At 53.6% G+C, this 21485-nt stretch carries 18 protein-coding genes; 4 read left to right on the forward strand and 14 right to left on the reverse strand.

Features of this window, described 5'->3' with window-relative positions; genetic code table 11:
• Positions 1–248: 248 nt before the first annotated feature.
• Complete coding sequence (locus H7B67_RS01630; protein ID WP_185118054.1) at positions 249–1652, reverse strand: MFS transporter; 1404 nt, start codon at positions 1650–1652, stop codon at positions 249–251.
• A gap of 477 nt (positions 1653–2129) precedes the next feature.
• Between H7B67_RS01630 and H7B67_RS01635 the strand changes: the two genes are divergently transcribed.
• The gene (locus tag H7B67_RS01635; RefSeq protein ID WP_185118055.1) at positions 2130–2624 is read left to right on the forward strand and encodes a DinB family protein; all 495 of its coding nucleotides are present in this window, start codon (positions 2130–2132) and stop codon (positions 2622–2624) included.
• Positions 2625–2710: 86 nt separating this feature from the next.
• On the opposite strand, the gene H7B67_RS01640 is transcribed toward H7B67_RS01635, so the two are convergent.
• The 10 genes from H7B67_RS01640 to H7B67_RS01690 form a co-directional block, all read right to left on the reverse strand.
• On the reverse strand, positions 2711–5602 hold the full coding sequence (locus H7B67_RS01640; protein ID WP_185118056.1) for an alpha-L-rhamnosidase: 2892 nt from the start codon (positions 5600–5602) through the stop codon (positions 2711–2713).
• Between the two features lie 29 nt (positions 5603–5631).
• The gene (locus tag H7B67_RS01645; RefSeq protein WP_185118057.1) at positions 5632–6462 is read right to left on the reverse strand and encodes a carbohydrate ABC transporter permease; all 831 of its coding nucleotides are present in this window, start codon (positions 6460–6462) and stop codon (positions 5632–5634) included.
• Positions 6459–7325 carry a carbohydrate ABC transporter permease gene (locus tag H7B67_RS01650; protein WP_185118058.1) on the reverse strand — a complete coding sequence of 289 codons (867 nt, stop codon included), beginning with the start codon at positions 7323–7325 and terminating at the stop codon, positions 6459–6461. The genes H7B67_RS01645 and H7B67_RS01650 overlap by 4 nt, the downstream gene beginning before the upstream one ends.
• 106 nt (positions 7326–7431) lie before the next feature.
• Positions 7432–8820 carry an ABC transporter substrate-binding protein gene (locus H7B67_RS01655; protein ID WP_185118059.1) on the reverse strand — a complete coding sequence of 463 codons (1389 nt, stop codon included), beginning with the start codon at positions 8818–8820 and terminating at the stop codon, positions 7432–7434.
• Positions 8821–8981: 161 nt separating this feature from the next.
• Complete coding sequence (locus H7B67_RS01660) at positions 8982–10469, reverse strand: response regulator transcription factor (protein ID WP_185118060.1); 1488 nt, start codon at positions 10467–10469, stop codon at positions 8982–8984.
• Positions 10462–12231, reverse strand: coding sequence for a sensor histidine kinase (locus H7B67_RS01665; protein ID WP_185118061.1), 1770 nt, complete (start codon positions 12229–12231; stop codon positions 10462–10464). Before H7B67_RS01665 ends, H7B67_RS01660 begins: the two co-directional genes overlap by 8 nt.
• A gap of 706 nt (positions 12232–12937) precedes the next feature.
• A complete protein-coding gene (locus H7B67_RS01670; protein ID WP_185118062.1) occupies positions 12938–13270 on the reverse strand; it encodes a hypothetical protein in 333 nt (110 codons plus the stop codon).
• 5 nt (positions 13271–13275) lie between these two features.
• Positions 13276–14808 carry an RHS repeat-associated core domain-containing protein gene (locus H7B67_RS01675; RefSeq protein ID WP_343069194.1) on the reverse strand — a complete coding sequence of 511 codons (1533 nt, stop codon included), beginning with the start codon at positions 14806–14808 and terminating at the stop codon, positions 13276–13278.
• Positions 14809–14811: 3 nt separating this feature from the next.
• Positions 14812–16197: an RHS repeat protein gene (locus H7B67_RS01680; protein WP_185118064.1), complete on the reverse strand. Its 1386-nt coding sequence runs from the start codon at positions 16195–16197 to the stop codon at positions 14812–14814.
• A gap of 216 nt (positions 16198–16413) precedes the next feature.
• Complete coding sequence (locus H7B67_RS01690; protein WP_185118065.1) at positions 16414–17058, reverse strand: peroxiredoxin-like family protein; 645 nt, start codon at positions 17056–17058, stop codon at positions 16414–16416.
• Positions 17059–17165: 107 nt separating this feature from the next.
• Between H7B67_RS01690 and H7B67_RS01695 the strand changes: the two genes are divergently transcribed.
• Positions 17166–17807, forward strand: a complete 642-nt coding sequence (locus H7B67_RS01695; RefSeq protein ID WP_185118066.1) for a TetR/AcrR family transcriptional regulator — start codon at positions 17166–17168, stop codon at positions 17805–17807.
• 22 nt (positions 17808–17829) lie between these two features.
• On the opposite strand, the gene H7B67_RS01700 is transcribed toward H7B67_RS01695, so the two are convergent.
• Positions 17830–18555 (reverse strand): MerR family DNA-binding transcriptional regulator, encoded by a 726-nt coding sequence (locus H7B67_RS01700; RefSeq protein WP_185118181.1) that lies wholly within the window; start codon positions 18553–18555, stop codon positions 17830–17832.
• Between the two features lie 155 nt (positions 18556–18710).
• Here H7B67_RS01700 and H7B67_RS01705 point away from each other — a divergent pair, with 155 nt between their 5' ends.
• Both H7B67_RS01705 and H7B67_RS01710 read left to right on the forward strand, forming a co-directional pair.
• Entirely contained in the window at positions 18711–19409 is a 699-nt protein-coding gene (locus H7B67_RS01705) for a DUF6273 domain-containing protein (RefSeq protein WP_185118067.1), read from the forward strand.
• A complete protein-coding gene (locus H7B67_RS01710) occupies positions 19402–20379 on the forward strand; it encodes an RCC1 domain-containing protein (RefSeq protein WP_185118068.1) in 978 nt (325 codons plus the stop codon). The genes H7B67_RS01705 and H7B67_RS01710 overlap by 8 nt, the downstream gene beginning before the upstream one ends.
• Before the next feature lie 19 nt (positions 20380–20398).
• On the opposite strand, the gene H7B67_RS01715 is transcribed toward H7B67_RS01710, so the two are convergent.
• Together H7B67_RS01715 and paiA are read right to left on the reverse strand one after the other, a co-directional pair.
• Positions 20399–20851: a MarR family winged helix-turn-helix transcriptional regulator gene (locus H7B67_RS01715; protein ID WP_185118069.1), complete on the reverse strand. Its 453-nt coding sequence runs from the start codon at positions 20849–20851 to the stop codon at positions 20399–20401.
• Complete coding sequence (gene paiA, locus H7B67_RS01720) at positions 20848–21372, reverse strand: spermidine/spermine N(1)-acetyltransferase (protein WP_185118070.1); 525 nt, start codon at positions 21370–21372, stop codon at positions 20848–20850. Before paiA ends, H7B67_RS01715 begins: the two co-directional genes overlap by 4 nt.
• Positions 21373–21485 lie beyond the last annotated feature (113 nt).

Raw genomic sequence — 21485 nt, forward strand, 5'->3', positions numbered from 1 at the left:
GAAAAGAAATTCGATTCCCTCTTAGTCGTCCGGCAGCGGAGGAGATACGACGTAGGAAATGGAAGGGCGTTGAATCGGCTTTTTTTGCACAGAGGGTCCTCCTTTGGTTTCCGGTTTTATCTCATTGTAAATTACTAACTATTATAGAGTAAAAAGAAAAAAAGACCGAGTAGAGACGAAGCTCCACTCGGCTTTTTGGCGTTTGACGCTGACCCTCTGGGGGGCCTTGAACAGGTCTGTCTGACTCATTACGTAACCGGTTCGCTTTCCATTTTTTCGTCCCTAGCCGTTTTTGCACCACGTCCAAATTGTACAGAGTAAACTGCAGCCATCACAATGACCAGAATGGCAAGTACGAGAAAGATGTTGCTATATACGAAAGTAGTGCTTTTTTGCGGAATTGGATTCAAGCGAACGGTCGATATACCAGAATCCAGTATCTTGCCGATAGCAGCTGTTGATGCGGCCGTTGAAATAAAAGTGATCATGGAGAACAATCCCATTCCCACTCCTATATGCTCTTTTGATAGCGTTCGTGAAACGGTGTTCGACATCGCAATTTGCATGAACGATTGTCCAAGGACACCGAAAATAAGAAAGATCGCAATAAAGACCGGTGACATGCCTACGACTGAAGACATACAGATGAAACCGATTATAAGCAGTGCCGCTGCTGTATACACAAGGAACGGATTTCCCTTTTCATCCGCTAATTTGCCGCCGCGCCTACCCAAAAATGCGGCAATTAAAGAGGAAGGCAACATAACTATTCCTATGAATACCGGTGACAAATGGTTCGCGGAAGAAAGCAACTGAGGGGTAAGGAATGGGAAAGCAAAACTGATTCCGATCATTACAAAAGTAATAATTAAGCCGAATGAAAATGGTTTGTTTCGAAATAATACCGGATTTATGAACGGTGCAGAAGCATAGCGTATGCGTAATAAGAAAAAAAGGATAGAAAAAGCACCCGCCAAGGCAAGCCAACTACTTCCCTTTGTCAAAGCAAGCAATAGAATGGCTACCGTGCCCGCCAAAAGCGATCCGCCCATAAAATCCATTTTGCTGGCGGCTCCCTTTGCGTCATCCAAAAATCTCCGATAAATCGGCAACGTTAGCAACGATAAAAGCGAAATAACAAATAAAACGCGCCAGTTCCACACGCTGCTTACTATACCAGCAACGATCGGACCGAGTGCCAAGCCCAGCGCGAACCCGATTGCAATGGTACCTAACGCACGACCGCGCCTTTCGGGCGAAAAGTAACGAACCGGCACGATCATAGCAATCGCCGGAATGACCGATGCACCAGCCGCTTGTACAATTCGTGCCGCAATGACCATCCAATATTGAGTAGCCACTAAGCCAACAACGGATCCAACCGCAAAAAATAGCAGACCGAACGTCAACAAATTCTTCAAGCTGTACCTGTCCGTCAATTTCCCGTATGTTACCGAGCCGATTGCATATACGATCATATAGCCAGTGATGATCCAACTCACTTGCGAAGGAGAAAGCTGAAACTGTTTGCTGATATTAGGAAGTACCACATTAAACATGGTTGCATTCATAACAGAGATAATGAGCGTAAAGACAAGTAAACCAAGCATTAACTCTCCGTTATTCTTTGGAACGCTATGATTGTTTTGCATTTGAATACCTCATTTCTATAGGAAAAACGGCATTGCCGAGGCAACGCTCCTGTATTCTTCAATTCTTCAAGTGCTGACAAATTTATTGCAATTTGATTTTGTTTTTGTTTTTGATTTTGCTCCCGCAGCCGCAAACGATCGTATGCTTCAAAATGATATTTGGCTGCTGGCACATGGGACATACACGTTGATGAACTCCCGACATCCCTGAGTATTGCTCCGGCGGCAGAGGAAGGCCCTCCGAGATGTCGTTACGCGTTAACTGAAAAAAGGCGACTTCTGGCGATTTGGAAAACGAATTGTTACTCAATGTAAATTACCTCCTTTTCAAAGAATAATATCGATTATATAACTAAGAATCGATTCTGTAAATAATAATCGTTTCTAATTCTCGTTGTTGAATATAGTCTTTGTTTTTTATAGGTGTAGATGTAAACTGTAAACTAATTAAATGCTGAGTAAAAAAATCGACTTGAGGTGGTAAAGATAACTAGCGCGAAGGAAGTTCTGCTCGATCAATTGGCGGCTTGTCATGATGAGGAAAGTTGGTTTAAATCGTCTAAAACGATATTAGATGATCTATCGGTTGCTGAGGCAGTCTGGAAAACGGAAGGTCATCCCCATTCCATCTGGGAGATCGCGAACCACCTCATTTACTGGAACGAGATGTGGCTATCACGTTTTATTAACGAGGACATGATAGAAAGCAGAAAGATAAACAATGAAGAAACTTTCGAATTGGATCGCCTGAAGTTAACTGAAGAAAGTTGGCGTACAACCATTCGGCAGTTAAGCAATGGCTTTGCCGAATGGCGTGACATTATCGCTAATTGCGAAGTGTCCAAACTGGAAAGAAGAATACCTTCCTACTTCAATGCTCCGTGGTGGAATGTCGTTTCAAATTTGTGTATCCATAATGCTTATCATATTGGACAAATGATGTTTTTGAAAAAGCTAGTAAGACTTGGGTAACGTATTCAACTAAACGGGGAACGATTGTTCAATAAAGCAGAGGCAATCCCGGACTCGTTTTTTCGGTCCGAGATTGCCTCTTACGTTTATCCCGACAGCGCGGCCAGAAGAGCATCCACGGTCTCCCGAGGAACCCGTGCCATCCCGTTCTCCGACAGCTGCTTAAGAGAAGAGGACTTCACGATGTTGATGAGCGCGCCCTCGAACAGATGCGGCAAGTGCCGTTGCAGAAGCTCCTTCGCGTCCGGGTCGCTGAGAAGGTCCAGCACGACCGTATGCTCCGTGTATTTCTGCCTGAGCAAATCCGCATTCTCGTACCGGAACGTATAGCTGCCCGATCCGACGACGAGGCGAACGCCATCCGCCTGCTCGTCTACGGAACGAATCCCTTCCGCTTCCGAGAGCGGCAGCCCGCCCTCCGTCAGCCCCGCAGCCGTCGCTCCGCGCAGGATAATCTCGGCCGACGCGTTCGGCGGAACGACGGCGTTCACCTCGATCTCGTCGCCGCGAATCGTCCAGCCGGATTCGACGATCCCGTAAGGCGACCGATGCGTCGCCTTCGCGTAAGTAAGAGCTCGGGCGCCGAATAACGGCTCGATGTGGATTCGCTTGTAGGCAGGCGCCTCGGCCGCCATGTCCAGGCCCGCGACCTTGCGGTACATCCAGTCGCCGATCGCCCCGTAGGCGTAGTGGTTAAACGAGTTCATGTCGTCGCTCCAGAACGAGCCGTCCGGCTTGAGGCTGTCCCAATGCTCCCAGATCGTCGTCGCGCCCATCGCCACCGAATAGAGCCAGCCCGGATAGCTCTCCTGCAGGAGCAGCTTTACCGCTGATTGATGGTATCCATGATTCGACAGGACGAAGCACAGGTAAGGCGTTCCGACAAAACCGGTCGTCAGGTGGTAGCCGTTCTCCACGATAAGGTCGTTCAGATCCTTCGCGATGCGCGGGCGAACGGCTTCGTCGGCCAAGTCGAACATCAGCGTAAGGACATGGGCCGTCTGCGTCGGCGAGGCCACCCGCCCCGTTGCGCTCAGGAACTCCTCCCGGTAGGCTCCAACCACTCGTTCGTGCAGCTCCCGGTACTTCGCTTCTTCTTCCGGGCGTCCGAGAACGCGAGCCGCGTCGGCGACCAAACGGGAGGAATACGCATAGTAAGCCGTGGCGATCAGCTCGCGAGGCGTCGCGCCGACATAGCTGCCCTCCTTGGCGTCGAGGCCGAGCCAGTCCCCGAAGTGGAAGCCCGTGTTCCACAGGTATTCGTTGTCCCCTTGGGCACGGATATAGTCCACCCATGCCTTCATGCTCTCGAACTGCTCGGCCAGCAGCCGCTTGTCGCCATAATAGCGATAGACTTCCCACGGGCAGATGACCGCGGCGTCCCCCCATGCGGCGGAGCTGGCTCCTCCGGCCACGTCCGGGATGACGAACGGCACCCCTCCGTCCGGATGCTGCTCGGCCTTCAAATCCCGCAGCCACTTCGCGAAGAACGGGCCGCCGTGATAATTGAACAGCGCCGTGCGAATGAACACTTGGGCATCCCCCGTCCAGCCCAGCCGTTCGTCCCGCTGCGGGCAGTCGGTCGGCACGTCGAGGAAGTTGCCCCGCTGGCCCCAGCGAATGTTGCTCTGGAGCTTGTTCACCCTATCGTCGGACGTCTCGAAGCTTCCGGCCGGTTCCATGTCGGAGTGGATCACCTCTCCGAGGAAGGCATCCAATGGGAGCTCGTCGCCGGGCAAGCCCGGATAGCCCTCCACTTTCACGTAACGAAACCCCATAAACGTGAAATGAGGAGCGTACTCCTCCCGTCCCTCGCCTTTGGCGGTATAGACGACGGTCTGCCTCGCGGGACGAAGATTGCCGAAGTAAATGTTGCCGTCCCGATCCAGCACCTCCGCATGCCGGAGAACGATCCGGGTGCCGGCCGAAGCCTCGACCCTCATCCGGATGCGCCCGACCATGTTCTGCCCCATGTCGAGAACGCGGTCCCCGGCCGGGGTCAGGAGCGCGGCAATCGGGCGGATCGTCTCGGTGACGCGGGTCGGCCAGTTCTCCTGCGGCACCAGCCGATCCATCGGCAGGTCGGCCGCTTCGGCCGGCCCCCAGCCTCCGTCCTCGAACCCGGCTTCGCTCCAGCCCTCCTGCTCAAGCCGGGCATCGTACTCTTCGCCGTGATAAATCGTCGAATAGACGACCGGACTCGTCTCGCAGCTCCACGACTCGTCGGAGACGACGATCTCCTCGCCGCCATCCTCATACCTCACATGCAGCTGAAGCAGAGCCGCCCTCTTTTCCCCGTATTTGAAGTTTCTCCCCTCGAACCCTATTCCGCTTCGATACCAGCCGTCTCCAAGGTGAATGCCGATCGCGTTGTCGCCTTGGCGAAGAAGGTCCGTCGCGTCGTAGGTTTGGTATTGCAGGCGGGTCGGGTAGCTGGTCCAGCCGGGAGCGAGGACGTCCTCCGAAACCCTGTTGCCGTTCGCGTACAGCTCGTACGCCCCCGCCGCCGTCGCGTAGATTCGGGCGGAAGCGATCGGGCGATCCGCGCGGAAGCCCTTCCGCAGCAGGAAGGCCGCTTCCGTCTCCGGCGCGAGGAAGGAAGCCGCGGGCGTGATCCACGACGCCTTCCATTCCTCCTTCCCGAGCAGGGTCGTCTCGAACCAAGCCGATCCGCTCCAGTCCGACTCGTTGCCTGCCGTATCCCATACCTTTACCTTCCAAAGGTATCGGGTACGAGAATTCAGCTCGGGTCCCGCATATTCGATCTGAATGGACTCCTCGCTCGCCACATAGCCGGTGTCCCATAAGGACGTCACCGGCGCACCCGCGTCTTCCGAGACGACAATCCGGTAGCCTTGCTGGAGAGTGCCTCTCCGGTCCGATTCCAGCTGCCAACTAAGCCTCGGGCTTAGGACTCCGATCCCGAGAGGGTTCGCGCGATACTCGCACGTTAAATTCGTCGCTTGCAAGTTGCCCATCCTAGTGCCTCCTCGTTCGAATGGCTTTTTTACCCTTTAACCGACCCCGAAGTCATGCCTGCCACAAGCCTCTTATTGAAGAAAATAAACAATAGCAGCGGAGGTATCGTGATCAGCAGAATGTCGGTGAACAGCAGGTTCCATTGGGACACGAACTGGCTAGTAAAGTTATAGAGAGTCAGCTGCACGGTCGCGTTCTTCGAGCCCGGGAAGAAGTACAGCGGGTTCGTGAAGTCGTTGAAGATGAACACCGCCTGCGTCACGACGACGGTCGCGGTCACCGGCTTCAGCAACGGGAAAATAATCGTGAAAAACAGACGATAACCCCCGTACCCGTCCACGACGGCCGCCTCGTCGATCTCCCGGGGGATCGTGGCCATGAAGCCCCGATAGAGCAGCACGCAGAAAGGCATCCCGAGCGCTACTTCGACGAGCACGATTCCGGTGAGCGTTTTGAAGAGGTTCAACTCGTCCAGAACCCAGATCGTCGGCACGATGGACGGCGGAATGATGAGCCCCGACAGGACGAAGAAGCTGATCCATGGGGTAGCCTTGTCGTTCCTTCTCTGCATCACGAAGGCGGCCATGGAGCAGAAAACGATCATGAGAACGAGAGACAGAACGGTCATGAGGGAGCTGTTCCAGAACGCGCGGAGCAGCATGTAGTCCCGGGCGGCGACGACCTCCTTGATGTTGCTCCACAGCTGGAAGCTCGACGGCCAATCCAGGTTCATCAAAGAAGCTTCCTGCGGATCTTTCATGGCAGTGAGGATGACGAAGTAGAGGGGAACCCAGAAGATGACGACGCTGGCCAGAACGGCGATCGCTTCGATGCTCCATCGGCTCAAGCGGCGGTTCATAGGTCCACCTCCGTACGGTTGAGGTAGCGGGACAGCGGGAACACGAGCGCGGTGACGAAAATAAACAGGATAACGTTGCCCGCGGTCGCGAGTCCGTAGAATCCGCCTTGATACTGCTTATAGATGATGGAGGCGATCACGTCGGTGGCGAAGCCGGGGCCCCCTCTCGTCATGGCCCAGATCAGGTCGAACGAGCGCAAGCCGCCGATGAAGCTGAGGATAATGACCGAGTTGGTCGCGGGACGGCTGAGCGGCACGATGATGCTCCAGAACTTGTTCCAGGCGTTGCCGCCGTCGATCTGAAGCGCTTCGGAATATTCGGCCGGGATGGCCAGAATGCCGGCGATGTAGATGACGGTCGCGAAGCCGATTCCCCGCCAGACGTCCACGAACGCGACGGAGAGCAGCGCGATGCGCGTATCGCCGAGCCAATCCGGCCCTTCGAAGCCGAGCCAGGCCAGCGTCGTGTTGAGAAGCCCGGTCGTCGGGTGCATCATCATGCTGAACACGATGCCGACGGCGATGGTGCTCACGAGCGTCGGGAAAAAGACGATGGAACGAAGATAGTTGCGGGAACGAATCTTGCTCGTCAGGAAGACGCCGAGAAGAAGGCCTCCGGCGACTTTGGCCAAGCAGGTGACGGCGGCGAAGATGAACGTGTTCCGGAACCCGATGCTGAGCGAGGGCTCCTTGAAGAACGTGACGAAGTTGTCGAAGCCGATGAGCTCCCAATCGGACAGCGTCCAGCGGGTCAGGCTGAAGAAGAAGGACAAGCCGGTCGGCACGACAAAAATAACGAGGTAGACGATCGCTGCAGGCAGCAGGAATTGATACGTGTATATGCGCTTGAAGATCTTGGACATCCCGTTCTCCCTCCCGTTTCGGCGAAGCGATCGACCCTGCGCCGAAGCGTCAGGGCCGACGGGTCCCGCGGCTAGCGGGCGACGCGATTACCGGCGGTCGATGCGATTACCAGCCGTCAAGGCCGAGCTGCTGCGCTTGCTTCTTGACGTCCTGGTCGTAAAGCTCGGCCGCCGAGGCCGCTTTGCGCTTGCCCGAGCCGACTTCGACCGTGATCTGCTCGAGGCTCGGCCCTTTGATCGGAGACAGGAACTCGAGCGCGGGCGCCGTCTGGTTATTGTCGTAGTAAGGAAGCATATCCTTGACGACCTGCGGCGTATCGTCCGGAAGCTGAGCGCCCTTGACGACGTACGGGCCGGAAGGCTTCGACACCTTGGAGAGCGCCGTCACTCCTTCGACCGAAGCGATGAAGTTGACGAACAGCTTCGCTTCCTCCGCATGCTTCGTGTTCTTGTAGATATAAGCCGCGCCCGGCATCCACACCGTGAGGCCGTTGCTGTCCGCGCTGTCGCCCGGCTGGGCGAAGAAGCCGATATCGTCGATGAGGTCCGGACTGTTCTGGACGATGGCCGGAACGGCGAAGGTCAGCATCGGGTAGTGGGCTCCCTTGCTCTCCGCGAGCATTTTGAGCCCGGCGTCATAAGTCGTCGCAAGCAAGTCCTTGTTGTAATAGCCGACCGTCTCCTCCAGCTTCTCGAAGCTGCGAAGGGCGGCGGGGGTTGTCGCGTACTTCGCCTTGTTCGCCGTGTAATCTGCCGCGAAATTAGGCGCCGCCGCTTGGACGTTGTAATAATCCGCGAGCACGATGAGCTGCGAGGTCCACGTCTCCTTGTAGGAGCCGATGATCGGCGTGAGGCCCGCTTCCTTGATCTTGTCGTTGTTCGCCATCAGCTCCGACCACGTCTTCGGCACCGTCAGGCCGAGGTCGCTATAGATCTTCTTGCTGTAGAACCAGCCCCCGCCCATCGTCGATCCGACCGGGGCTCCGTATTGCTTGCCGCCGAACGTGACCGTCGGCTTGAAGGAATCCAGGATGTTCGCTTCGAACGGCTCGTTCGACAGGTCCATCAGATTCTGCTCGGGATTGAGCGCCTGCATCAAGGAACCGGAGTTGTAGAAAAAGACGTCGTTCATGTCTCCCGTAGCGAGCCGGGTCTTCACGAAGTTGTCGCCCTCGCTGCCCTGCGGCCTCGTCTCGTGCTCGATCTTGATATTCGGGTGGATCGCCTCGAAGGCCTCGATCAGCGCCTTCGCTCCCGCCACGCCATCCTGCGTGTTGTCTGTCAGCAGGGTGATCGTCACGTTCTCTTTGGGCTTCTCGGAGGCAGAAGGAGAAGCGCTAGCGGATGGAGATTCGCTGGCGGACGGAGAAGTACTCGCGGAAGGCGAGGCGGTATTCTCCTCGTTCGAGTCGTTGTTGCCGCCGCAGCCGGCGAGAAGGCCGGCTATCAGGGCGGCGCTTGCCGCCGAGGCTAGCCATGGTCGGGTCTGTCTCATTCGTTTGGTCCCCCTGACAATTCGATTGGATTGGGTGAAGGGCCCGGGCTCCCTTTGTATCCATTGTAATTGGAAGCGCATTCAGCTCGCATTGCCACATCGTTTGGATTCGAGTTCCTTATTTTTTGGATTCGGTCCGGCGCGGGCTCGGGGCGCGGGATTCACCCCTCCTTGAATTGGCCGGGGGTGACGCCGGTATGCTTCTTGAACACCTCGATGAAGTGGCGGTGCGTTAAATAGCCGATCCTCTCGCTCACCTCTTGAACCTTAAGCCCTTTGCGCAGCAGCGTCTTGGCGAGCTCCATCCGGCACCGGGTCAAATATTTGATGAACGTCTCGCCGATCTCTTCCTTGAACAACACGCTCAGATAAGCCGCGTTAAGGCCGACGTGCTCGGCCACCTCCTGGAGGCAGACCTCCCGGGAGACGTTCCGCTCGATGTAATCTCTCGCTTTCTTGACCGCGGCGTGCTTGTCCTGCTCGCGCGCCTTCATCCCGGCATCCGCGATGCTCTCCATCTGGCGGCGGAACCATACGGACAGCATTCCTTGCTCGCTCGCGGCCCGAATCTCGACATGCGGCAATGCGGAGGATAAAGCGGCTGGATTGGCGGCCGAGTCCGCTCGGTTCTCCGCCGCGGCTTCCGTCGTCAGGTAGATCAGCTTCAGCATCTCTCGCTCGGCGAATTCCGCGTCCACCCTCTCGGAGCGGATCTGCTCGAGGAACAGCTCCACCTGTTCCATGAGCAGCGCTTTGTTGCCAGCCTGCATGCTCAGAACGATCGCTTCCTCCCGCTCCGTCAGCTCCCCCTGCCGCAGCTTGCGAACGTCCAGCTCGCAGGAATAAACCGCGCCCTTCGTTCCGAGGAACAAGGCCGACTTCAACGCTCGCCGGGCTTCGTTCCCGCTCAAGACAACGTCGCCGATCTCGCTATAGGTGTCGCCGATGCCCAGAGCGATGCCGGCCGAATCGAGTTCGTTCGCGAAATCGTCCCAGTAGGCGAACGGCAGATCGACGAAGTGGAAGACGACCGCCAGCGTCTCCCGCTCGCTCCGAAGATAGACGGCGCGATACGCCGGGTTGTGCGGCAGCTCGAAGGAATCGTTCGAGGCCATCGCCGTGACGCCGGTTACGTTCCGGGCTTCCGCCCCGAAGCTCGCCATCCACTTGGGCACCGCTTGCTTGCCGCCTTGCAGCAGCTCCCAGACGGATTTCTCGAGCAGCTCCTTGCGGCTGTCTTCCCATCTGCGCTCCAGGGACCGCAGCTCCTCTCTCTTGCCGATCTGCCGCAAGCCCTGCCGCAGCGCCCGCTCGATGCTCGTCTCCGTGATCGGCTTCTCCACGTAATCGACGACGCCGAGGCGGATGGCCCGCTTCACGTACTCGAATTCGTTGAACCCGCTGAACACGATGCAACAAGTGTCCGGGGCTTCCTCCAAAATCTCCTCGATCAGCTGGAGGCCGTCCTTGCCCGGCATGCGAATATCGGTCAGAACGATGTCGGGACGAATCTCCTTGAACAACGCCAGAGCCGAGAGGCCGTCGCCGGCCGTTCCCGCGAGCTCGATCCCCATCCCCCTCCAGTCGACTAATCCGCTAAGCGCCTCCAGCACGATATACTCGTCGTCGAACAGCAACGCTTTAAGCATGGGCTCTCACCTCTTCGGGAAATGGCTTGATTCGGAAGCGGATCCGGGTCCCTTCCCCCGGCTTGCTCGTTATTTGAAAAGCGCTCGAAGCACCGTAGTAAAGCAGCAAGCGCTCGCGAACATTGCGGAGGCCGTACCCTTTCTCCATCCGTTCGGCGTCCTCCATGCCCACCCCGTCGTCCTCCACCGTGAACAGGAGCGCGTCCCCGTCCCTTTGGCCCAGCACCCGAACGCTTCCTTTGCCCACCTTCGGCTCCAAGCCGTGATAGATCGCGTTCTCGACGAGCGGCTGCAGGATAAGCTTCAGAATCTCCATGCCGAGGATGCCCGGGTCGACGTCGACCTCGAAGCGGAACCGGTCGTCGTAACGGATGTTCTGGATCGTCATGTAGTGCTCGATATGCTGAAGCTCCATGAACAGAGGGATCGTCTCCTTGCCCTTGTTCAGGCTGAGCTTGAAGCTCTCGGATAACGCGAGCGCCATCGTGGCCGCCTTGTCCGTCTGCCGCAGCCGGGCCATCAGGTAGATCGAATCGAGCGTATTGTACAGAAAATGCGGCTTGATCTGAGCCTGCAACGCGCGTAGCTCCGCCTCCCGTTCCTTCAGCTTCGAATGGGTAAGCTTGGCGCCTAACTCCTCATTTTCCAAAACCATTCTCTTGAACGTCTCCCCGATCGCGCCGATCTCGTCGTCCCGGAAGGGGGCTTCGAATTCTCGGGAGCCCTTGTTCCAGTCGACCATCATTCTCTTCAACCGCAGCAGCGGCCGCGTGATGCTCCCCGACACGATGTAGGAAATGACGAGAGCGACGAGGAAAATCGCTAAAGCGATCAGAGCCGTAGCGGTGCCGATCCGGTTCGAATCCTTCAGCAGCTGGCTCTCCTTGATGATATGAACGAAGCTCCACTCGGTCGTCCGGTTGCGAAACTCGCTGATCAGATAGCCCTGATTCCGGAGGCTGCTTAGCAGCTCTTCGCGCGACCCCGGGGTTTGTGCGGCTTCCATGGCAGCGGCTTCCGGGTAGACGACTCTCGCATAAGCGCGGCTAGCGTCGATCGCTAGAAAACTTCCGTTATCGGCGTTGCTGCCGAATACGCTTTCAAACATGGAGGTCGATAGATTCGTGACGATAAAGCCGATGGGCTCGCCTTTCGGGTCGGAGGAATCGCGGAACAGCTTGACCGAAGAAAAGGTGCCGGGCTTGTCCTCGATGACGTTGTAGCTGAAAAAAACGACCTTCCCTTGGTCCTCGAACGCCGCGTTATACCATTCCGTTCTCTCGATCGCCCGTTTCTTGTCCGCGACCTCGTAATAGCCGGCGTCGTCCGACCTCCCCAGACAGTAAGTCCGGTAGTGAAGGTCGAAGAGGCAAAGAGAGTCCATGTACCTCGTATCGAAGGAATTGCTGTTGATGATCCGCTGCAGCCGGTTGATCGTCCGGTCGTTCATCTCGCTCTGCTCTTGACTGCTCTTGATCTCGCTGTCTCTCAGATCGTCTCGCAGCTCTTCGTTCAGAACGATGAACCGGTTTAGGTTTATGATGTTGCGGAACAGCAGGTCCGCCACCTCGCTTGACGTCTGAAGGTGGCCGGCGAACGTGCTTGCGTTGTTCTCGGTCAGGGTGTTCTTGGCGATGTTGAAGGAGACGTAGCCCAGTAGGCAGAGCGGCAACAAGGAGAGCAGGATCATGGAGACGAAGAACCGGCTTCGGACCTTGCGAAGCCGGAGCCGGGAAGCGAGCTTGCGGAAGCGGTCGGACATGCAGCTATCCTCCTTCGCGGGGAGTGCGTGCAAAGGCATGTTGGCGTGTAGAGGCATGTAAGCGTGTAAAGGGCATATAGGCGTGTAAAAGGCATATGGCGGAAAAGCATAGTAAATGTTAAGGGGAATCGTGGATATATTCGACTGGAGCGGGGGAATTCCTGCTGAGTTGGGTTGGCGGTGGTTTATGAGAGGCTAAATTTCAAAAGATAATCTGTTCTATCGGCGGCTATGTGACACTTGCGATCCCGTTACATAATAGTATGACTCTCTCTGGTCGTTTTCCTCATATCGAGCCCTCATATCGAGCTCCAAGTAGTCTCTGTTCAGGCGGCACAAACTATTAGTGATCTCGATCTCGAAAATTTTCCTCCGTGGATGGCATCAACCGGCATCGCCTATCGGGTGGCATATTCTAAGTTTCGATTAATTTCAACAAACTGCAAATAAGCGAAGATAACAAAAAATAGGTTAATCATAGTGGCATCTGACCATAATTAACCTATTCAATATAACGGAATAGCGTTATTTAGGTGATATAATTAAAGCATTTAATGTGCGGCGTACAACCGAAATGTAGAAATCCTTTTACGGGTATTACATGAGTTATAAGTGTTGTTGGTTAAATAATAGGTTCATTCGGCACTGGATAGCCTCAACAAAAAGAAAGCCCTAAAGAATTGAACTTTAGGGCAATAGACTCAAGCTACTTTGATTGAGGATACAATTCCATATATGTTTCGTACCAATCAGGGCGTTGCGCTTTAATTTGGGAAAGAGCCTCTGTCAAGGCAATGCCTTTTAGATGTGATAACTTTTCATAATTTATTTGCTTCGTTGTTAACCAAATATGACCTAAATACTCACCGCAGCTAGCTACAATCATCTCATCATAGTTACTGTCATTGGACAATTGTACTAAAATGTCCACTGTCTCAGCATCTTGAAAATTGATTCCTAATTCAATTACTGCGTCATCTTTTTCTGCATCTGATGCAGTTGGATCTTTCAATATTTCCAAAAGTTTTTCCTTTTTCATAGATTTCACTTCCCTAATGGAATATGAGTACCGACACTCTTACCGCCCCGTTCCCCTGTAAACGGATTAATGTATGATGTTGATGTTCCTTTATCGTCTAATCTAACATCGAAACGGGGTTGGTTACTTCCTGTTCCTAGCCCTTCCCTTGTACTTACTTCGGGTTTCAACTTTAATCTCCAACTAAATTTCCCATTGGCATCCCTTACTCCCCATTGTTCGACACCACCAGCAGTATCTTGTCTCACCCAACCATTTTGTTCTGCCCAAGCTCTTAAGTTAGCAGTGTTTTCGGAAATGCTACCAGTATCTTTAACTAGAGATTTTCCAGTCCCCTTTGAAGCAGCATTCCTAGATGCCGCCGCACCTGCATACGTCGATCCTTCAAGATTCCCATTCTCACCTGCGCTTCCCGGGTTACTATCTTTGTTAACCGTCCCACTCTTGAAGTTTTTGGAAACTAATGTACTGCTCTTTATGGCCGGTTTACCAGAGTAAACTCGAAGGCCCCCGCCACCAATTCCCATTGCTGCAACTCCAAAAACCTCGCCAATATTCGGACCATATTGCAGCTGGTATTCAATTGCGGCTTCGGCGACTGTATATCCTTTTGTGCTAAAATCATAAGCCATTTCTAAGCCATCAATTGTACCGCCACCCAAATCGAACCCAAATAATTTAAGTCCAGAATAAACTTTAACATTAATGTCTTCTAGTTGCTTTTTGGTTATATTTCCATTATTCCTTTGCAAGGTGTCCAACACAACTAGCGTTTGTTCTAAAGATATACTTGGGTCAGCTACTGAAGAAACAAACTTCGCTTCATTCGCAGATAAATTATACGAAAAACTAATGCTTGACGACGCTTTAGACTTTAACTCCATCGCCGTAACCGCTGTAACAACATTTTGAGATGTCACAGTGATATTTGTTCTTCCGATGGTAGTTGTTGTTTTAGTCATGGTATCGCCCTTGCTTACATTAACGGACTGCTGAGAGGTAATTGAAATTCCCACGCTAGACGTGACTTGAGTCCATTCCTTCTCAGTCATATATCCACGATGAGATACTGCCGTACTAACAACAGATGAGATCGTATCCGCTTGGAATACCAACGGAGTAATAACATCTTCAGGATACATATTCAGCTTACGGGAATCCTTAGCTGCATTACGGATATCATTAGCTTGTTGAGAAATCGCCGTTCTCTCTGCCGCGGATGTCGCTTTATAGTAAGCGCTAGTCAATGCAACAATCTTGGCTTGATCTTCAACATTTAAATTATTATCCGAAGCAACCCAATGCCCAGTTGGATCCCAGAAGATTAACGGGTTGTTATGGGTATAGGTATATCGGTTCAACGACATCGGATCGTCAGCTTGCCCTTCGTAGCTATCCCTCGAAATAAACCGCCCGACATACGGATCGTAATACCTTGCGCGAAGATAGTATAAACCTACTTCGGCGTCGAAGAACTCGCCCGAATAGCGAATCGAGCTGGAATATTGCTCCACGACCAGAATCGGGTTGCCGAAGATATCCTAGTCGTACTGGTTCTCCACGACTCCCGCTTCGCTGACGGTTTGCACGACATCGCCATGGCCGTTGAACAGATAGTAAGACAGCTTCTGCGAAGCATCGATTCGCGCAATGTAGTTGAGGCCATGTACGTAACGTACGGCCATCTTATCGGATGCGTCGGTCTCCAGGACCACATACTGACGATCATAGACATAGTTGGTCACATGAGTTGCATAACTGTCATTGGAGCTGCGGGCAACCTTCTTCGTACGCAGGTCGTCGCCGTCGTACGTGTACTCGACCGTGTTACGATCCCCTGCTTTGACTCTCTCCGTTTTCTTCAGCCGGTTAAAGCCGTCGAACGTGTTGCTCACTTTCTCCAGCAACGTATTTAAGTCGCCTGACATCTCCTCTCCGTAAGGATCGGCGCCGGTAACTTGCCTCATATCCCGAGTATGAGAACGGAGATAACTGATCTGCTGACGAACCTCGTTGCCATTGTCATCGTAGAGATAGGCTGTCGTCTTCTCCAGCACTTCGATTCCGTCGGCGTTCTCCAGCTTCTCGACGAGCTTCATCAACTCTCCCGCATTGGAGTAGAAATACTCGCTCTTCTTGATCATGTACTTAACCTCTTTATTGTTGCTCGGATCTATGAATCCGCTCACTTGTTCAGAGGTGTACGTCTCATGAAGAGATTCCCGGTTGCCGTTCTTATCGTACGTATAAACGGTTGATTTGCCCGGAGCCTCAACCTTCCGAATCCTGCCGGCATCATCGTAGAAGTAGCTTGTCTTCCCATAACTGTCCGTCTTGGAAGTCTGTCTACCTGCTCCATCATAGGTATAAGAAAACTCCGAGAGGAGCGTACCGCCTGGCTTGACGTTCCGTAGCTTAAGCAGTTGGTTGTTCCGATCGTACGAATACGTCTCCTTGACTCCGCCTGCGTAGCTAATCGACTCCCGATTGCCGTTCTTGTCATAAGCATAAGTCGTGGTCTTGCCGGCTACGGTTACCGTCTCCATCCGACTCGACTTATCATAAGTGTATCGCGTAATAAAACCAGTCTTGTCCGTAACCGTCTCGACGTTGCCGATGGCATCATAGGTGTAGGCAAGCTGTTCAGCGCCATTCTTGATAATGCGGGTCAAGCGATCGTTCTTGTCGTAGGTGTATTCAGTTTTCCCGCTCTCATCGGTCATGGAAGAGCGATTACCATTCTCGTCATACGTGTAACCGACGAGGTCTCCAGTCTCGACAACTTTTTTCTCCAGAAGAAGGTTACGGCTGTCATAAGCATAGCGAGTGTGATAACCGTTTCCATCGGTCATCTCGAACAAATTAAGAGCCTGGTCATACCGATAAGAAGTGGATTGGTTCGCCGCATTGACAGTTTCGAGCAGCAATCCGAACGCTCCATAACGATAAAGCGTTACTTTGCCTTTCCCATCCGTCATGTCCAGCTTGTTACCGACTAAGTCGTAGTTATACTTAACGCTAACGTTGATCGGATCGATTACTTGAACCAGTCGACCGGCATTATCGTATTCGTACGTATCACAAGATAAACCCGCCTCCCAAGCTTCGCTGATCGCGGAGTGAAAGGCGGGCTTAATTAGACTTCACAGCTTTCTAAGCTCGTTCAAAATCTCTTCGGGCTCGAACCGCTGCATGAAGTCCGGATTGACGTATGCCGAACGGACGATGCCGCTTTCGTCGATCATGAAAGTCGAGGGCACGGGCAAAATCCAGCGGTTCGTCGCGTTATATTCGGCCAGGTCGAGGCCGAAGCCTTGTTGAAGGACGTCCTGAATGTACTCCGGCACGTCATATAGGATCCGGTAGCTCGCCGCAACCAGACCGTGCCGGTCGCTGAGAACCTTGAAGCGCAGCTCGTCTTTCTCCGTATGCGACAGAGTCTCGTCGGGACTCTGCGGGCTGATCGCGATCAATTGGGCGCCGAGCGCTTCGATCTCCGGCAGTACTTGCTGATAAGCCTTGAGTTGGCGGCTGCAATACGGGCACCAGCCTCCGCGGTAGAAGGTTAAGACGACCGGCCCGTGAGCCAATTCGTCGTACAGATTAATTTCCCTTCCGAGCGCATCCGTAAGAGTAAAATCCCTGGCCTTCTGTCCGACCTGCAAGCCGAACGGATCGGCCGACTCCTGCTGCTCCCGGATATGCCGGTATAGGGCGGTCTGCGCTTCGAGCGGCGAATTCGCCTCGAATGCCTGCTTCATCTGCGTCAATTCCTGATTTAAACTCATCGCCATTCTCCGTTCCGATTTTGGATTGTTTACTCCATTTTTATCCGTGAAGTAATCATAATTCGCAAATTCTGGATTGTCAACTCCATTTTTGATATGATGAGGCTATGGAAAATTCACATGCAGAAACGGAAAAACGGTCGCGGCTGACGTCCAAAGGTAAAGAAACAAGAGCGCGCATCGTCGCCGCGGCGGCGGAGCTCATGTTCGATCGGGGCGTCGCGGGGACGAGCGTCGAGGATGTGCAGAAGGCGGCGAAGGTCAGCGCGTCGCAACTGTACCATTACTTCAAGGAGAAGCGGGAGCTCGTGCTCGCCGTCATTGCGTACCAGACCGAAGCGGTCCTTCAGGCGCAGCAGCAGCTGCTCGAAGAACTCGACAGCTTCGAAGCGCTGCGAGCCTGGTGCGACGCCATAATCGAGCTGCAGCGCATGCGGCAATGCAAAGGCGGATGTCCGATCGGCTCGCTTGCTAGCGAGCTGTCGGAGCAGGAGCCGGAGGCCCGCGTCGAGCTGGCCGAGGGCTTCGCGCGGTGGGAGAGGAGCATCCGAACCGGCCTGCGATCGATGCAGGAACGCGGCGAGCTTGCCGCGGAGGCGGATCCCGACCGGCTCGCGCTCGGACTCCTCGCCTCGCTGCAGGGCGGGCTGCTGCTCACGCAGGTAAGGCGGGATACCGAACCGCTGCGGGCGGCGCTCGACATGGCATTTAACTACATTCGTTCGTTCGCCGCCGGAGTTCGAGATTGATGCCAAAACAGGCCGTTCTGCCTTATGCAGGGGGAACGGCCTGTTTTTCTATGCAAAGTTGTTTATACCTCATCATTTCCGCTATGCCGTTCATTTGCTTTTCCAATCGCTCGTTCAGCTTCTGAAGAGCCACTGTGAAGGAGCGCTCAATCGTAGTCAGATCATGCGTCTCTAAAGCTTCAAGCAGCTGTTTCATGCTTTCGATGAAAAAGACGGTTTTCCTTAAGCTGCTCAGCACGATAATCTTTTTTAAATCCCTCGACGTAAAGACTCTATATCCGTTTTCCGGATTCCGTTTAGCGCGAATTAGCCCTTCCTTTTCCCAATGTCGAATAGCGGACGGGTTTACGCCGGCGATAACGGCTACCTCCCCGATTCGCAATTCATCCGTGACTTTAATGTTCCGATACATGGAGAAATCGGTTTGATGAATAAGGCGCATGACCTCCTCGACTCGTTGCTTCTCGACCTGAATGTCGTACTGTCGGCTGTTGATCATCCAAAGCGCTTGTTCGACACGGCCTTTCTTTAACAAGTTCATGACCTCGTAGGCGACCGGTATATCGAATCCATGCACCAAGGCGCGTAAAGCGATGAAGGCTTGAACATGAACCGCCGAGTAGTATCTTCTGTTGCTAGCCGTCCGAGGCACGTCGGGGATCAAATCGAGATCTTCATATCTTCGCAAAGTGGTTGTACTCAATTGGAGTTTCTCGGCCACCTGTTTCGGCGTAAAGGAATTGTTCAGCTGCGACACCTTCCTTAAAGTCAAACTCTAAAGTACGGCAACAATATTTTATGAGACAATGGCCTTCCGCACAAGGATCCCAGGTCTATCAAACGAAATCTTGCATGAATGTTGTAAGATCGTAGGCAGAACGACAAGATCAAGGAGGAAACTTAATGGATAAGGCACATTCCGCTTTGCTCTACCGGAACCTGAAGCCCGGCGATTTCATTACGTTCGGCACGTATCCGCAGACTGCGGACGGTAAAGAACTGGAGATTAAATGGCGCGTTCTTCGAAACTCGGGCAGCGAGCTGTTAGTTTTGAGCGAGTATCTTTTGGATTGCAAGAGGTATCATGGCAAGAGCGCGGATCTAATGTGGCGTGATTGCATGGAGATGACGTGGCGAGACTGCGATTTGCGCAAGTGGCTGAATGATGAATTCTATAACGCCGCATTCCATGCCGCCGAAAAGCCGCTCATTAAGACAACTCTCTGCACGGACAATGGAGAGGACTGCCCGGATACGGAGGACAAAGTCTTCCTGCTGAGCGCTGCCGAAATTAAAGAGCTATCCGAGATCCACGGCAAGGACTTGAGGCGCGCCGTCGGAACCGATTTTGCCAAGACGATAAAGCCCGACGGATGCAGCTTATATGTATATGATAAAACGAACAAAGACAGCTATATCCTCGTAGACGGCGAAAATGTCGGCTGTTCCTGGTGGTGGCTGAGAACGCAAGGAAACAAGCCTACGCGCGCGTTTTTTGTAGGGATCGGTTGCACTATTCGCAGCTACGGGAATAACAGCATAAACGGTTACGGCGTGCGTCCCGCTTTGAAATTAAATCTCTCAGAGGTAAGCCATGAATGACAAAGCACCGAAAGTGACCCTAGCGGCGGGTCGCCGTCACTCCGTCGGCCTTAAATCCGATGGCACGGTGACGGCCGTAGGCGATAATAAAAACGGCCAATGCAAGGTAAGCGGCTGGAGCGGCATGGTGGCGGTCGCGGCCGGGAATGTTCATATGGCGACGAACACGGGCGGTTCCCATACCGTGGGACTTAAATCGGACGGCACGGTGGCGGCTGTCGGTTGGAATTTGCATGGTCAATGCGAGGTGCGCGGCTGGCGCGATATCGTGGCGGTTGCGACGGGCTGGCGTCGTACCGTCGGGCTTAAATCGGACGGCACGGTGGCGGCTGTCGGTTGGAATTTGCATGGTCAATGCGAGGTGCGCGGCTGGCGCGATATCGTGGCGGTTGCGACGGGCTGGCGTCGTACCGTCGGGCTTAAATCGGACGGCTCGGTAGTGGCTGTAGGTCGAAATAATGAGGGGCAATGCAATGTCCGCGGTTGGCGCGATATCGTGGCGATTGCGGCGGGGGACTGGCATACCGTCGGGATTAAATCGAACGGCACGGCGACGGGCGCGGGCAATAATCGGTATGGCCAATGCGAGGTAAGCGGCTGGCGAGACATGGTAGCGGTTGCGGCAGGCTACCTTCATACCGTCGGGCTTAAATCGGACGGCTCGGTGGCCGCCGTAGGTTTGAATAAGCATGGTCAATGCGAGATACGCGACTGGCGCGGAATGGTGGCGATAGCGGCGGGGAGCTATCATACCATCGGCCTTAAATCGGACGGTACGGCGGTCGCTGCGGGTAGGAACGAGCATGGCCAATGCAGGGTAAGCGGCTGGCGAGATATCGTGGCGGTTGCGGCGGGCTGCGCTCATACTCTCGGCCTTAAATCGGATGGCACGGTGGTCGCTGTCGGCGATAATGAATACGGCCAATGCGAGGTAAGCGGTTGGAGCGGCATCCAACTGCCCGGTAAATAGAGGGATATTGCCTCGACTGTCAGTATTCTCTCTTATTCCCCTTCTTCACGAATTCCCAGTCGACCTCGACATTTTGTCTGACCCGTTGAAGATAGCGGAGCAGCGCTTCCGTTTCTTCTTGGGTGAATCCCGCTAATGCGACCTTATCGGAGTGATCCGCTTCTCTCTTTAGAAACGAGTAGGCATGGTCGCCTTTCTCCGTGGTAAACAGCTTTTTGATTTTTTTGTTCGTTTCGTCGTCCTTCTTCTCGATAAAGCCTTGCGCTTCAAGCTTCTGGATCGCTCGCGCCGCGGTTGTCCGATCCACTTTAATCATCTCCGCAAGCTTCTCCTGGATGATTCCCGGATTCTCGCGGATTCGCACCAGATATAAATACTGCCCTTTGGTAAGGTCGATCTCCTTGAACTCCACATTGCTTATCGAATCCAACGCCCGGGCGATCATGCCGATTTCACGAAGGATCTCTCTCATTCAAACACCAGCGTTTTCGTCAGGATAAAATCCAGTTGCTCATCATCGCCCATATAGAAGGAGTGAACCCCCGTCTGCTCAAACCCGTTTTTCCTATAAAAAGCAATCGCGTTCCCGTTGTTCTCCCAAACGCCCAGCCAGACTTTCTTTTTGCCCCGGTCTCTTGCGATTCCGATCGCTTTATCGATTAGATGTTGGCCAAGCCCCTTCTTTTGAAACTTATTACGGATATAGATCCTCTCGACTTCAAGCGAATCCCTGCCCATCGGTTCCGATTGAGCCTCGTCGGCGTTTATCTTTAAATAACCGGCGACTTCCGAATCCATTTCAATAAAATAAAACTCCGAATTAGGGTTGGATAGTTCTTTTTGCAATTGTCCTATATGAAAAGCCTTGTCTAAATAGGCCTTCATATTCTCGGCTGAGTTATGAGGTTCGAAGGTCTCCCTGTAAGTTTCGATGCTAACGTCTTGCAGAACGCTTAAATCCTCTAGAGTGCATTTTCTAATGGTTGTAGTCATCTCTTAGCCGTCCACTCCTTTTTGAGCAACTATACCGCAATTATGTTGCATTTGCAACAAAAACACAACTGAAAATGGACTACTCTATTGATAAGCAATCCAATTAAAGGTTT

Origin of the sequence: Cohnella thailandensis (assembly GCF_014212135.1) — a bacterium.
GTDB lineage: Bacteria > Bacillota > Bacilli > Paenibacillales > Paenibacillaceae > Cohnella > Cohnella thailandensis.